Below are 14,801 nucleotides of genomic sequence, written 5' to 3'. Positions count from 1 at the left end.
AGTTGAGCTACCACATATTTCCAACTTCTTCCTTAATAAAAGCAAGAGCAGTATTGCTTGGTGCTTGTTTATCCATAAGATCGGTTAATACGACTTCACGAAGTTTGTTTGCAGTATCTGTTTTCTCTTGCATAGTGCCTTTTCTAATTAATTGAATAGTTGCGTTCTTGGCACCTCTTATTACATTCCAACATTCGTCACTTACATAAATTTGCTGTGATAAATTATGCTCAAACTCTTGTTCAATTGTTGCTATAAGTAAAGATTCATAATCTTCTTTATTAGAACTAGTTGGGTGTATTCTGGTAAGTAGTTTTGAAGGTGATATACGCTCTAAGAAAAGTGCCATACGTTCATAAGCCTGAAGGCGAATTGGCAAGGACTCTTTCTGCATGTTTCTCTGCAATAAAAACCGTCTTCTATTGTTTTCATTTGCTATATGTTCTTTAAAAAAATAATAGGCAATAGCGCCAACAATAATTGTTGGTAATAGGTTGATGAGGAGGTCTAAAATAGTGTCGGTTGTCATTATTAATTTATTACTTATTTGATTGGTTTTTTAATTACCACCAAGATACTCACATTCTTTTAAATGTGCCATACCTTTAAAATCAACAGGTGTTTTTTCGTATTTAAATGTTTGGTCAAATTCTCTTGAGAGGTGATGATCCTCAACATTCATTTCGATATCATCCATATCAAACTGGCAAGGATGTTCATAGCCAGCGGCATGTGTTATTTCTATAAGTTCTTTTCTAAACGTTTTAAAATATTGAGCAAGGCGCTGTGATTTTAAAGGAATATTAATGCCATTCTGAAGCCACTTACTCTGAGTTGCTATTCCTGCCGGACAACGATTGGTATGACAAATTTGAGCTTGTATACAACCGATACTCATCATAGCTTCTCTTGCTACATTAATACAGTCTACACCCATGGCAAAAGCCATAGCCGCTTTTGCTGGAAAACCAAGTTTGCCACTTCCTATAAATACAACACGTTCTGTTAAGCCTCTTTTTTGAAAAAGTTTGTAGATATCACTGAATCCATAAATCCATGGTAGCGAAACATGATCGGCGAAACTTGGTGGTGCTGCTCCTGTACCACCTTCACCACCATCAATCGCAATAAAGTCAGGACCTCGGTTCTCTGACTTCATAATGTCTACAAGTTCTACCCATTGTTCGAGTTTACCAATGGCAGCTTTAATTCCGACAGGTAATCCTGTAGCATCTGCAATAGCTTCAATAAAATCAATAAGTTCCGGTACATTTGAAAATGCTTTATGATTTGGTGGTGATAAAACGGTTTTACCAATTTCTACACCTCGTATCTCGGCAATTTCCTTGGTGATTTTTTTTCCTGGGAGGACCCCACCCTTACCTGGTTTAGCACCTTGAGATAGTTTTACTTCTATGGCCCTAATAAATGGATTTTCTTCAACAAGTTCTATCATTTTGTCCATTGAAAAGCCACCATCTTCAGACCGAACACCAAAATACCCTGTTCCAAAATGAAAAATGACATCACCACCATTACTGTGGTAAGGGGACAAACCGCCTTCTCCTGTATTATGATATGCATTAGCGATTTTGACACCTTTATTCAATGATTCTATGGCTTTAGCAGATAAAGACCCAAAACTCATAGCAGATACATTAATAATAGAGGCTGGACGATAAGGTCGGCGTCTTTTGTTATATGCACCCATTACTTTTGCACATGGGATAAAGGTTTTATCCATAGCGGTTGGATGAGAATCTTCAACTTTATAGGGCATCATGGCATTGTTAATAAATATATGTTGATGCGTGTAGATATCTCTATCGGTACCGAATCCCTCATAGTTGTTTTCCTTTTTAGCTGATGCATAGATCCAACTACGCTCAATTCTATTAAAGGGTAATTCTTCTCTGTTATTGGCTACAAAATATTGGCGCATTTCTGGACCAATACTTTCCATCATATATCTTAAATGTCCAATTATTGGAAAATTATGACTAATTGTGTGCTTATGTTGCAGAAAAACATCTCGAAACGCTACTATTGTAAGTGCGATAAGTATCCATAACCACCAAGGAATTTTACCTAAAAGTTCTAATAATTGATCCATTTGTAGTCTTTGAAAGTAAAGATATTTAAAAATAGCAGTTATCATTAAAACGAATGACTATATTTAAGTATGACTTCAATTATACAAAAGCCAATAAAGAAGCTTGTGATCACATTTGTTTTGGTGTTATTATTGGGTTTTTTTGCAAATTGGTTTCTCACGTATAAGATCAAAGAAACTTTATCCAACTTACCACCTTATATTGAGTTAACATATGATGACTTAATCATAAATGTACTTATGGGCAATGTCGTTTTAGAAGGGCCAAGATTAAAGCTTAAACCATCAAATTCTAATTTGTTAGATCTCGATGCTAAAGGGACAAAAGCTGAGGTTATTGATTTTGGTTACTTTACTTTTCTAACCAAAAAGAAGGTTCATATTGAACAAATAGAGCTTAAAGACTTTACAATCAATTACATTAAGGGAAAAGCACAAAGTAAAAAACAAGACTCTATTAAACAGACTAATGGCCATAGAAATGGGTTTGAAATAGATAAAATCACTTTGAAAAATTCTATTGTAAGTATAAAGACTGACAGTATTGAAGAGGTGCTTGGCCTTAAAATAATAAAATTGGATGCACTTGGCATCCAAACTAATCAAGCTGAAAACTCAATAAATTCAATAAACTTAAATGATGTTCAAGGTCAAATAAAGGATTTGAAATACCAGACAAATCCTTATGATCATCTCATTATTGGAGATTTAGAACTAAATAATAACCAGGCATTAATTTCTGATCTTCAATTGAAAACTAAATATTCTAGAGCTGATTTATCGAGAATATTAAAGTCTGAGCGCGACCATTTTGATATATCGGTCGATTCAGTCGTATTAGATAAAATTTCATTTGGTTTTGATTCTAATAATCGATTCTTTTTTGGTTCAGAAAATACTAATATCCAAAATCCTAATTTGGTAATGTTTCGGGATAAATTGGTTAACGACAGCTACGCCAATAAACCACTTTATGCAAAAATGTTGCGTGATTTAAATATTAATCTTAGTCTAGACACATTAAGTATTAATAATGGACAATTATCTTACGAGGAGAAGGTTAAAAGCACGAACAAGGGTGGCCGTTTAAATTTTCAAAACTTAAATACCACCGTATATCGCTTAGGAAACACATATGAGAATGATACCACACATATACATATTGAATCTGATTTTATGGATAAATCTCCAATAGCTGTTGACTGGAAATTCGTGGTGCAAGACCCAGAAGATAAATTCTCATTTCAAGGAGAGCTCGCTCATTTTAGAGTAGGAGAGATAAGTAAGTTTACACAACCTAATTTAAATGTGGAGTTTCAAGGTGAGCTTAAAGAAACTTATTTTAATATAAATGGAAATTCATACCATTCAGATATTGATTTGCAGGTAAACTTTGAAAATTTCAGAGTCGTTGTATTGAGAAAGGATGGAAAGGGTAAAAATAAATTTTTCTCAGGTTTGGTAAATATGATCGTATCTACAAATAGTGGTAAGGATACTAATGCGTATTACTATGGTAATATAAATAGAATTGAACGCGACCGGACCAAGTCTATTTTCAATTTTATATGGAAAAATATCGAGGCCGGTTTAGTTTCTGCAATGACAGGTAGTGGTAAAAAGAAAAATTAATTATTGGTTAAGATAATCTAATGTTATTTGCGTAAAAGCTTTAACACCAAGGAGTAAACCACTATCATCAATTTTAAAATCTGGTGTGTGATGCGGGAATACTTCCGTTTCTCCAGGTGTCATACCACCTAAAAAGAAATAAACTCCAGGTACTTTTTCTTGAAAATATGAGAAGTCTTCACCACCAGTTGTGGCCTTCATTAATTGAACATTCTCTTCCCCAGCAGCCTTATGTAATGATGGAAGAACCTGTGCGGTTAAGTCTGGATCATTATAGGTTACAACAGTGTTATTCTGCCAATCGATTACGGCCTCACCACCATAGGCACTCGCAATGTCATGTGCCATTTCATCCATACGCTTTATAATAAGTTCACGCATGTCTGGGTCTAAAGTTCTCACTGTACCGATTAACTCTGCAGATTCTGGAATAATATTGAATCGTGTCCCGGCAGTTATCTTCCCAACGGTAATAACGGCTGGTGCCTCAATAAGATAAGACTCTCGTGATATGATAGTCTGAAAACCGTCAATTAGTTTTGCCGAAATTAATACTGGGTCTACGCCAGACCAAGGTTGTGAACCGTGTGTCTGTTTACCTTTCACATTAACGACAAATCGTTCCACAGCAGCCATAATTCCTTCAGTTTTATATTTAATGGTGCCTACAGGTGTTTCTGAATTAATGTGTAAACCAAAAATCGCATCCACTTTTGGATTTTCTAAAACGCCTTCTTTTATCATAAGCTTTGCACCACCTTCTTCACCTGGAGGAGGTCCTTCTTCAGCCGGTTGAAAAATAAACTTTATGGTTCCGTTAATTTTATCCTTATGTTTTGATAATACTTCGGCAGTAGCCATTAGTATAGCAATATGTGTATCGTGGCCACAAGCATGCATAACACCCGTTTCTGTATTGAGAAAGGTAGTTCTTACCTCAGATTTAAAATCTAAATCATTACGTTCTGTCACAGGTAACGCATCGATATCTGCTCGAAGTGCTACTACTTTTCCAGGATTGTCTCCTTTTAAAATCCCGACAACACCAGTTTTTGCAATACCAGTTTCAACTTCTAAACCAAGAGACTCTAGATGTTTTGCAATCTTTTCTGCAGTCTTAAATTCGCGATTAGATAACTCTGGAAATTGATGAAAATCGTGACGCCACTCAATTAATTTATCTTCTATTTCTATAATGTCTTGTTCGATAGAATTTTGAGCTTGAAGACAAAGTGAGAGTGTCAAAAAGAAGCCGAATACTGTTTTCATAGGGTAATAAATTTTTCTAAAGATATCGAAAATAAAGAAATAAAAACTCTTCACATAATGTTTATAATTAAAAGAAAATTCATGTGGATTTACTTAATACAATACGTATTTTCACATTTCGAAAAAATGAGCTTTTGGAGAAGTATTTAAGTCAATTAAATGAGGCGCAATTGGCACCCACTTTACAAAAAGAAGGGCCAATGATTATTATTGCTGGAGCCGGCTCTGGCAAAACTAGGGTATTAACTTATCGTATTGCTTATTTAATGAGCCAAGGTGTAGATGCTTTCAATATTTTGGCACTTACTTTTACCAATAAGGCGGCTCGCGAAATGAAAGGGAGAATAGCTCAAATTGTTGGAGAGGGTGAAGCCAAAAATTTATGGATGGGAACTTTCCACTCTGTATTTGCTAAAATATTACGATTTGAAGGTCATCATTTAGGATTTCCAAGTAATTTTACAATTTACGATACTCAAGATTCTCAACGTCTGCTTTCTTCGATCATTAAGGAGATGGGTCTTGATAAAGACATTTATAAAACCAAGCAGGTCTATAGTAGAATATCTTCTTACAAGAATAGTCTGATAACGGTTAAGGCGTATTTTAATAATCCTGAGTTAATGGAAGCTGATGCCATGGCAAGACGTCCAAGAATGGGAGAGGTCTATGCTGAGTACGTTGAGCGTTGTTTTAAAGCTGGCGCTATGGATTTTGATGATCTATTGTTGCGCACAAATGAGTTGTTAACTCGATTTCCTGATGTTCTGGCTAAGTATCAAGACAAATTCCGTTACATCTTAGTAGATGAGTACCAAGATACAAACCATTCACAGTATCTTATTGTGAGAGCGCTTTCTGATCGTTTTCAGAATATTTGTGTAGTTGGTGATGATGCGCAGAGTATTTATGCATTCCGGGGTGCTAATATTAACAACATCCTTAATTTTCAAAAGGATTATGATGATGTTAGTGTGTATAGGTTAGAGCAAAATTACCGTTCAACTAAAATGATTGTTGGTGCGGCCAATTCTGTAATAGAACATAATCAAACGAAATTAGATAAGGTTGTATGGACTGCAAATGAAGAAGGTGAGAAGGTCATTGTACACCGTTCTATGACAGATGGTGACGAAGGTCGCTACGTAGCTAGTACGATTTGGGAAACCAAAATGAATAAGCAATTACCTAATAGTGATTTTGCAGTATTGTATCGAACAAATGCTCAGTCTCGTGCTATTGAAGATGCCTTGCGTAAGCGCGATATTCCTTATCGAATTTATGGTGGTTTATCGTTTTATCAACGTAAAGAGATTAAAGATGTTACGGCCTATTTAAGACTTATTCTCAACTCATCTGATGAGGAAGCTCTTAAACGTGTTATAAATTATCCAGCAAGAGGGATAGGACAAACAACAATAGATAAGCTTATCGTTGCAGCTAATGCGACAGGTAAGACGATTTATGATTTAATGAAGACCATTGATGAGGTTTCAATTAATCTTAATAGTGGTACAAAAAACAAGTTGAAAGACTTTGTAACGCTCATAGAGAGCTATAAGGTTTTGAATCAAAATGCCAATGCATTTGATCTTGCTGAACATGTTACCAAAACAAGTGGATTAATTAGAGAATTGAATAAGGACGGTACACCAGAAGGTGTTACTAGAATGGAGAATGTTCAAGAATTATTAAATGGTATTCGCGATTTTGTAGAAGGACAGGTAGAGTTAGCAGACGCAGGAGACTCCTTAGCAGAATTTCTTGAAGATGTTGCCTTAGCTACAGATTTAGATGGCGACAAAGGTGACCCTAATCATGTGGCTTTAATGACCATTCACTTGGCAAAGGGACTAGAATTTTCTCATGTGTTCATTGTTGGTATGGAAGAAGATTTATTTCCAAGTGCCATGAGTATGAATACCAGAAGTGAACTCGAAGAAGAAAGACGCTTGTTTTATGTGGCTTTAACACGTGCCGAACAACAAGCTTATTTAACCTACACATTGTCACGTTATCGTTGGGGAAAATTAATTGATGCCGAACCAAGTCGTTTTATTGAGGAAATAGATGATAAATTCGTAAATATTACAACACCACTTAGAGAACAACGTTTCAACCCTATGCTCGATGCTTCAATTTTTGGTAATGTAGAACCGAATAAGGTTCGATTTGCCAAACCAAAATCTACACCTTATAAAAAGCGAGAGGTCAAAAAGAAACCAGAAAAGTTTAAAATTAGTACACCAAAGAATTTGAAGCCTGTTGGTAAGTCTAATAGTTCAAAGAATCTTTTTGATACCAAACTCACAGTTGGCAATGTAGTTAATCATCAACGATTTGGACGTGGTGAAGTTATAAAAATCGAGGGTGCAGGTGGCGATATTAAGGCTGAGATAAAATTTGAAAATGGCGGTATAAAGAAATTGCTATTGCGTTTTGCTAAGCTTGAGATTCTTTCCTAAATCTTACGCAACCTTTTCTTTTATTGTGCATCTTATATTAAAAGACTTTATGACCTTTTTATTTCGGCGACTATTTTATTTTACATTTATTTTAATTTCAGTTTTGAGTTGTGCAGAGACACAGATTGAAAATGATATTAGAGTAGTGGTTAAGGGTAACATTCTAGACCAATTAAATACGCCTGTTTCAGGAGCCCTTGTTCAAGTGTTTACCGATGCTGATGCTCCTGGAGCAACAAACATTCTGGTAGGTGAGGGACTGAGTGATGAATCTGGCAACTTTTTTGTGACCTCACTATTTGGCCCTAATGCTCTTTTCTATGTCGTTATAACTTCTGATGATCAATTTTCCACATATCGCTATCAAACTAATACCGAATCGTTTACACCTTTAGATTTAGTGTTTGATTTGGATACTGTTTCTTTACAGAGATTAGCAGCTTTTAATTATACGATTTCACGAGAAACCAGTTCAGACGATATTCTGAATTTTAATATCAATTCTATTGATCCGAGATGTATTGAAGTTTATGAAGAGGGCATTTTTAATGCGGTAGAGAGCTCTTGTCTAGAGCTCACTCAAATGTCTCGACAATTAAACAATTTAAGCCCTTCTGTCTTAGAGGGTGTGATCTATGCACCACTTCAATCTCAAGTAGAATTTACATATAGCATCAATGATGGTGATGACGTTACCGAAACCATAACCCTAAATTCACCACAAAATGCATTTGAACTTAACTATTAAGACTATAATTTGCTGTTGTTTATGCTTACAAATGATGGCGCAAAAAGATAGCTTAGACCTAGGAGGTGATAATCGTGAGATTCCATTGTTATATGATAAAAGTAGGCAATTCACAGGCTCAATTACAACGGTTTATCAATTGCCACTCGGATATGGTGATAATTTTATTGGTGAAAGCTTAGATGGGAAAGATGGGTTGGCTTTTAGTTTCAATTTATTTTTATTTAGGAATTTTTATCTAGGCGCTAATTATGGTATAAGTAATTTTGAAGTAACTGATAAGGCGTCTTTAGGAAATTATGAAGAAACTCAAATCGAAGAGCGGCATTTAACCTTAGGCTATGAATTGCTACCATTAAAAAACATACGATTAGGACTTTTTACTTCGCTTTTTGGTGAGGCTACCTTAACAAATGAAGGTCAAGATGTTTCAAATCGCGATTCTGGAAAGCTATGGATATATGGTCTAAGACTTGAGTATGAAATAGTAGATAACCTAAGTCTTTTACTGGTTTTTGATTGGAGACGCATTAAAACAAATATAAATGTACCCTCTGAAATCAGGGATTTTTTCGAAACAGGGACTTACAATAATTTAAGTTTTGGTTTGAAATTTAATTTTGGTAAGTCTGACATATTAAAGAGTATTCAACTTTAATAGAAAAACGCTTGCACGATGGTCGTTGTATAGCTAGATTTCTTGTATAATCATTATCTTTATGAATCACAATTGTAAACTCATGAAAGTACTTTTTTCAATTCTTTTATTTTTTCAAATATCCATACTGGTAGCACAACGCCCTGGAGGAGGTAGAGGTGGTAATTTTAATCAAAACCAAAACACAGGAACTCGAGTTGTTCAAAAATTCGAATCACAAAAATTTGCAGGTATTTTAGAATATGATTCTAAAAAGACTTTGAAGAAATTAAAACTCAAGAAATCAGATTCTGTAGCATCATTTGTAATCTCAGAAATTGATAAATACAATCAACAAGTAAAACAGATTGGAATTGATAATAAGGATTTATTTGAAGGGTTGGATATTGTGGTTAATCAAAATATGGAAACCGCAAGATCTTCTCAAAATAGAGAGCTTATGAGAGAAACCATGGGAATAGTTAGAGAAAAACTAAATCCCATTCGCGAAGCACTAAGATCAAAGGAGGAGATATTAAATAATAATTTGAGCACTTATTTGAGTGAGGAGCAACAGGAGAAATGGCTGAAATACCAAAAGGACGAAAAAGATAAGATTATGCCAAAACGACGTAATGGTAATGATGCTCGAAATAGACCTGATAATTATAACCAGAATAGACGTCGAAGAGGATAGTCTTTAATTATGGCTGAGTTTGTTAAAATATATCCAGAAAATCCAAATCCCAAGGCGGTTCAAAAGGTAGTTGAGATACTACAGCGTGGAGGATTAGTTATTTATCCTACAGATACGGTTTATGGTTTGGGTTGCGACATTACTAACATCAAGGCGCTGGAACGTATTGCACAGATTAAAGGTGTAAAACTCGAAAAATCAAATTTTTCCTTTGTGTGTAAAGATCTGAGTAATCTTAGTGATTACGTTAAACAAATAGATACCTCTACGTTTAAAATACTTAAACGAGCGCTTCCTGGTGCATATACATTTATTTTACCTGGTTCAAAGAGTTTGCCGAGCCCTTTCAAAAAACGAAAAACGGTAGGAATTAGAGTACCCGACAATTCCATTGCACTAGCATTGGTTTCGGCTTTGGGAAATCCCATTGTTTCTACTTCTATTCGCGATGAGGATGATATTATAGAATACACTACAGATCCAGAATTAATTCTAGAGAAATGGGACAATCTTGTAGATATCGTTATTGATGGTGGCTATGGTGGTAACGAAGCCTCTACTATAATTGACCTTTCTCAAAATCCTCCAGAGGTTCTAAGGGAGGGTAAGGGTAGTTTAGATATCTTTTAGGTAGCTTTTATAAGTTTACTGACCCAATTACTGTTTCCGTAGAATAGTACCAATGAAATCGAACCACATACAAGAAACCCAATGAAAAGCGGTTGAACAGAATCTTCTATAAAACTCCCTATATAATCAGCTATAGGTACAGCCATAACAGTTGATATAAAACCATTTAGTGCAGATCCTATACCTGCAATATGTCCCATAGGTTCCATCGCTAAAGCCCTAAGATTACCAAATAAAAATCCAATAGTAAAAAACTGAACTGCAAAAAAACCAATCAAGACCTCCACACTTGGTTTGGCATCACCAGAGTATATTATAAGATAAATAAGCGAGGTTAAAATAAAACTAACCATAGCAATATGTACAATGGTTTTCATGCCATATTTTACAACCAATTGACTGTTCATAAATGTGGCCAAACCAACTGAAATAGCAAGACTAGCAAATATTAATGGAAACTCCTCTGCAAGATTATACTGCTTTTCAAAAATCTGTTGTGAGGTACTGAGATATACCATAAATGATCCTGTTATAAAACCAGATAAGAGGGTATATATCACTGCAGATTTAATTTTAAAAAACTGGACAGTACCTGTTGTAAAAATGGAAAGTCTATAAGGTATTCGGTATTTGTCTTTTAAGGTTTCGGGTTGCCTTAACCAAAACCAAAGCATAACAATAACGCCAAAAAGAAGTGTAAACGTAAAGATAAATTGCCAATCGTAACGGTACATTAAAAACTGACCGAGCGTTGGTGCAACTACCGGAACTAAAATGAATACCATTACAACGATAGATAATATTTTAGCCATGTAGTCACCTTCATAAGAGTCTCTTACCATTGCTATACACATAGTTCGAGGCGATGCGAGCCCGATGCCTTGCAAAACCCTTCCAAACAGCATCATTTCAAAATTCTTTGTCGTGATACAAATAATGGAAGCAATTACAAATAAGAGGAATCCAGCATATACTATAGGCTTTCTTCCAAAACTATCCGAAAGAGGTCCAAAAATAAGTTGGCCTATACCGAGGCCAAGAAAAATGGAAGTAATTAGTTTAGGGTTATCTAGTGGATTAGAAACACTTAAATAATCACCAATTAGAGGAAGTGCAGGGAGAACTGCATCAATGGATAGTGCTACAATAGACATTAAAGCAGCCATGAGCACTACAAATTCAAATTGAGAATTTATCTCCTTTTTCATGTTGCAAAAATACTCTAATTGAAAAGTATTTTAAGTGTCTTTGAGCTCATATTTAAATTTGATATAAAATCATTTCCATTATTTTTTTGGTATTTTTAGTAGATATAAACACCAACATTATGAAAATATTAAAACCAATAGCATTTATAGTGCTAGTTCTATGCCTTAGTTCTTGTAAGGAAAAATTTGATAAAGAATTACATGATAAAATAGTTACTGAACATGAAACTTTAGAAAATGACCATGTTAAGTTGGAAGCTTTACATGCCACATTGATGAAAGATCATAATTCTTGGGTAGAGGCACATGCGATGCTCGAGGAGACTGATTCAACACATTTAGTCATAGAAAAGAATCACGAAGAACTCATTAAAAAACATGACGCGCTTATTAAAAGTCATGAAGCTTTAATTAAGAAGCACTCAGAGCTCGAAGCATCGCATGCTTCGGGAGAAATGACTAATGAGGAAGTCAATAAAGAGCATGAGGAAATAACGGAAGAGCATAAGCAAATGATTGAAGATCATAAATTAATGGAGGAAGAGCATGGACAAATGAAGAAAGATCATGAAAAAATACTTCAAGATCACGGTGAAACGGAGGAATAGTTTATTCACCTTCAAAACACAAAAAAGCTTATCGTATTCGATAAGCTTTTTTAAAATAAACCGTTTAATCACTTAAATTAAACACACTAAATTTGATCTTAATACTGATCAGTTCTTTTATTACTTTTTGTTGTATAGATGTAACACAATTAAAGCTATTGCAGGTATATAAATAGCAAACTCTGGAATAGCCAATAGATGAATTTTTTCATTTAGGATGATTAAGCATAGACCAACCCAATTAATCCAAAGTCCATTTTTCACCCATTTATTAGTACTGCTATTTGCAGACCAATACACGGCATAAAACGAAATAAGTACAAGTATTATATCTATAAAACCCCACCATGCTGGAGCAGAGGACCCAATAGTGGCAGAACCTGTTTGCGCTAAAAAGATAAATGGTGTAGCAATGCAATGAACTAAACATAGTCCACTAGCTAAAACGCCTAATGTGTCTGATTTGGATTGTTGTATCGTTTTTGTAATCATCGAAAAAATTAATAAGACAAAAATAATATATTTTTTTATAATGCAACTCAGTTGCATTATTTTTTTAATGTTTATTAGAATTGTTTAAGAAACGTAATCTTGCTTATAAACTGTCTATTCCTCAATACAGGATTGAAGGTATCAGTCTCAATATCATTAAATACGATATAGACAAATGACAGTGGTTGATATTCCCAACTAAATCTTACATTCCATCGCCCTTGTTTGTCGAAGCTGTTATATTGGTAAAATGTAGATAATTGTACTCTTGGATTAAGAGCTAATCTCAAACTTGTAGTATATAGGTCTGTATTGAGATTCTCATTGTCCTGGCCAAGGTTATTAATATTATTATGTTCGTAATTAAAATTCAATGCAACTTGAGGAAGTGGTGCATATCTTGCACTAGCATTTAATGTGTTACGTGTACCATTATAAAAATTCCCAAAATTATAGCTTGTACTACCTGATAATTTTTTTGATTGATCTGTGTTATAGCGTAAGGTATACCTTGTATATTGGTAATTATCTTCATTTATTTGGATACCAAGAGGTGAAAAATTAAAATTAATATTTTGCCATGTTGGTGTAAAAGATGCTTCAAAAAAACTATTGTCTTTAAACCAAGTATAGATTGGGAAAATATATAGGCTTGCTTGTTGAAAATTTCCAAAATCTTGGAAATCATGATACAGGCTTGCAAATACACCTGGATCCCAACGTCGTATAAAGGACCATTTTTTTGGACGTATAATGGCATATCCACCAGGTCCGTGATACATAACATCATTTTGAAATACAAAACCCATCTCAGGATTATAATCTTTGCTTACAAAATTATTGACATAACCCATGTAATATTTGTTGGTTCTCGAACCAATAAAGAATCGACCAGCAAATCCTGCATTGTCAATTTCACTATCTATGGAAGAGGAGAGCATGTAAGAAATTGACATTTCTGGTTTTGGTCTAATAAAACCATCTACAGTAATTGTAGTATTTGAGCTAGATGATAAGGATAAATCATTAGATGAGTCATTTAACCTATGCGTTACCATACCTCCAATATTATTTTCTTTACCATAATTTTGAAGATAACGTCCAACAGCAAAATTACTGGCTTGACTATTATCTGTTTCACGCTGTCGAACAACCAATGCAGCAATACTTCGTTTATCTGTGCGATCGGTATATCTAGTACCAAAATCAATTGGTGCTGGTAGCGCATTGAACGAATTTTCTAAACCTATTGTTCTACTAAAGAAAGGTCTTATCTGAAAATTGTTAGATCCAGCCCAAATACCAGAATTTTCTAAAAAGAACTGTCTTCTTTCGGGAAAGAAGATATTAAATCGTTCTAGGTTATTTACTGCTCTGTCAACATCGGCCTGAGCAAAATCTGTATTTATGGTTAGGTCTAACACTGCATCTGGGTTAATAGCCCATTTTACATCACCACCAACTTTAGGCTCATTTATTTTATCTATGAGTTCTTCACCTGATTTATTTTCATCATATTGATATAGCGCATAAGGTTCAACCCTAATATTGGCAGAAGGTGGTGGTACCTTTAAATTAGTGAGTAATGCGGCATAAACCATTCTGTTCTCTGAGAATGATTGAGGAATTGCAGGAAATACGGTTTTTTCAAAATCTCTTCGTGCCAACCGGTAGAATGTAATTCCCCATTCGACAGTGTCTTCATTCAATGGTTTGTCATAGCGAATAGACTTAAAGGGTATTGCAAATTCCGCATAATAACCAGAGTCGGTTCTTTTGGTTCGTACACTCCAAAGTGCATTCCAATCTCTATCGGTATTTGTTCCATTAAAACTCTGTAGATCTAATTGATTGCCATGTGGCGTGGTTTGAAATGATACATTATATTGTTTGGTATTCTGTGCATCTATCTGTATTCCAAATACATCATTTTCACTTGAATTAAAATCACGTCTTAGATCTTGTATGCGCACTCCTTGTTTACCCAATGTATCTTTAGCGAATACCCCAAAATATAAGTTCTTTTTATCGTAAAGTACTTTAACGTAAGTCTTATTCCTGTAATTACCACCTTGTCTAGGTTCTGTTCTGAAAAAATCTGAAACTGTTGAAGCTGTAGACCAAGATTGCTCTGATAAAATTCCGTCTATATTTATTTTTTCGGTAGTGCTATGGGCTTTTATCTTTATTGGCGTTTCTGGAGGAGGGAAGTTTTCATCTTCTTGAGCAGAGATATATTTAGTCCCTATTTGAACATAAGCGAAAATTATTAGATATCTAATTAATTTACTTGAAGTCACAT

13 protein-coding genes are annotated in these 14,801 nt (G+C 34.6%); 7 read left to right on the top strand and 6 right to left on the bottom strand.

Translation table 11 applies throughout. The annotated features are described in order from the left end of the window. Positions 1-7: 7 nt before the first annotated feature. The gene (locus tag ACRHOC_RS08080; protein WP_431158096.1) at positions 8-529 is read right to left on the bottom strand and encodes a hypothetical protein; all 522 of its coding nucleotides are present in this window, start codon (positions 527-529) and stop codon (positions 8-10) included. A gap of 30 nt (positions 530-559) precedes the next feature. Further along, positions 560-2,113: an FMN-binding glutamate synthase family protein gene (locus ACRHOC_RS08075; RefSeq protein ID WP_431158095.1), complete on the bottom strand. Its 1,554-nt coding sequence runs from the start codon at positions 2,111-2,113 to the stop codon at positions 560-562. A 69-nt stretch (positions 2,114-2,182) separates the two neighbouring features. On the opposite strand from ACRHOC_RS08075, the gene ACRHOC_RS08070 reads away from it, so the two are divergent. Then, the gene (locus ACRHOC_RS08070; protein ID WP_431158094.1) at positions 2,183-3,745 is read left to right on the top strand and encodes a hypothetical protein; all 1,563 of its coding nucleotides are present in this window, start codon (positions 2,183-2,185) and stop codon (positions 3,743-3,745) included. On the opposite strand, the gene ACRHOC_RS08065 is transcribed toward ACRHOC_RS08070, so the two are convergent. Beyond that, a complete protein-coding gene (locus tag ACRHOC_RS08065; protein WP_431158093.1) occupies positions 3,746-5,014 on the bottom strand; it encodes an amidohydrolase in 1,269 nt (422 codons plus the stop codon). 134 nt (positions 5,015-5,148) lie between these two features. On the opposite strand from ACRHOC_RS08065, the gene ACRHOC_RS08060 reads away from it, so the two are divergent. The 5 genes from ACRHOC_RS08060 to ACRHOC_RS08040 all read left to right on the top strand — a co-directional run bounded on the left by ACRHOC_RS08060 (position 5,149) and on the right by ACRHOC_RS08040 (position 10,191). After that, the gene (locus ACRHOC_RS08060) at positions 5,149-7,479 is read left to right on the top strand and encodes an ATP-dependent helicase (protein WP_431158092.1); all 2,331 of its coding nucleotides are present in this window, start codon (positions 5,149-5,151) and stop codon (positions 7,477-7,479) included. 103 nt (positions 7,480-7,582) lie between these two features. Next, entirely contained in the window at positions 7,583-8,227 is a 645-nt protein-coding gene (locus ACRHOC_RS08055; RefSeq protein WP_431158091.1) for a hypothetical protein, read from the top strand. 31 nt (positions 8,228-8,258) lie between these two features. Then, positions 8,259-8,885 (top strand): hypothetical protein, encoded by a 627-nt coding sequence (locus tag ACRHOC_RS08050; protein ID WP_431158090.1) that lies wholly within the window; start codon positions 8,259-8,261, stop codon positions 8,883-8,885. A gap of 82 nt (positions 8,886-8,967) precedes the next feature. Beyond that, complete coding sequence (locus ACRHOC_RS08045; protein ID WP_431158089.1) at positions 8,968-9,561, top strand: hypothetical protein; 594 nt, start codon at positions 8,968-8,970, stop codon at positions 9,559-9,561. A 9-nt stretch (positions 9,562-9,570) separates the two neighbouring features. Continuing rightward, positions 9,571-10,191: an L-threonylcarbamoyladenylate synthase gene (locus ACRHOC_RS08040; RefSeq protein WP_431158088.1), complete on the top strand. Its 621-nt coding sequence runs from the start codon at positions 9,571-9,573 to the stop codon at positions 10,189-10,191. Here ACRHOC_RS08040 and ACRHOC_RS08035 read toward each other — a convergent pair. Next, on the bottom strand, positions 10,188-11,399 hold the full coding sequence (locus ACRHOC_RS08035; protein WP_431158087.1) for a multidrug effflux MFS transporter: 1,212 nt from the start codon (positions 11,397-11,399) through the stop codon (positions 10,188-10,190). The genes ACRHOC_RS08040 and ACRHOC_RS08035 overlap by 4 nt on opposite strands. A 119-nt stretch (positions 11,400-11,518) precedes the next feature. Between ACRHOC_RS08035 and ACRHOC_RS08030 the strand changes: the two genes are divergently transcribed. Next, on the top strand, positions 11,519-12,007 hold the full coding sequence (locus tag ACRHOC_RS08030) for a hypothetical protein (protein ID WP_431158086.1): 489 nt from the start codon (positions 11,519-11,521) through the stop codon (positions 12,005-12,007). Between the two features lie 120 nt (positions 12,008-12,127). Here the strand turns inward: ACRHOC_RS08030 and ACRHOC_RS08025 are convergent, their stop codons facing one another. Next, the gene (locus ACRHOC_RS08025; RefSeq protein WP_431158085.1) at positions 12,128-12,499 is read right to left on the bottom strand and encodes a MerC domain-containing protein; all 372 of its coding nucleotides are present in this window, start codon (positions 12,497-12,499) and stop codon (positions 12,128-12,130) included. Between the two features lie 74 nt (positions 12,500-12,573). After that, positions 12,574-14,799, bottom strand: a complete 2,226-nt coding sequence (locus tag ACRHOC_RS08020; RefSeq protein ID WP_431158084.1) for a DUF5916 domain-containing protein — start codon at positions 14,797-14,799, stop codon at positions 12,574-12,576. Between the last annotated feature and the right edge of the window lie 2 nt (positions 14,800-14,801).

Source organism: Winogradskyella poriferorum (genome assembly GCF_050618035.1).
In the GTDB taxonomy this organism is placed as follows: Bacteria; Bacteroidota; Bacteroidia; order Flavobacteriales; family Flavobacteriaceae; genus Winogradskyella; species Winogradskyella poriferorum_A.
The sequence above is the reverse complement of the archived record's forward strand: the minus strand, read 5'-3'. Positions and strand labels throughout refer to the sequence as shown.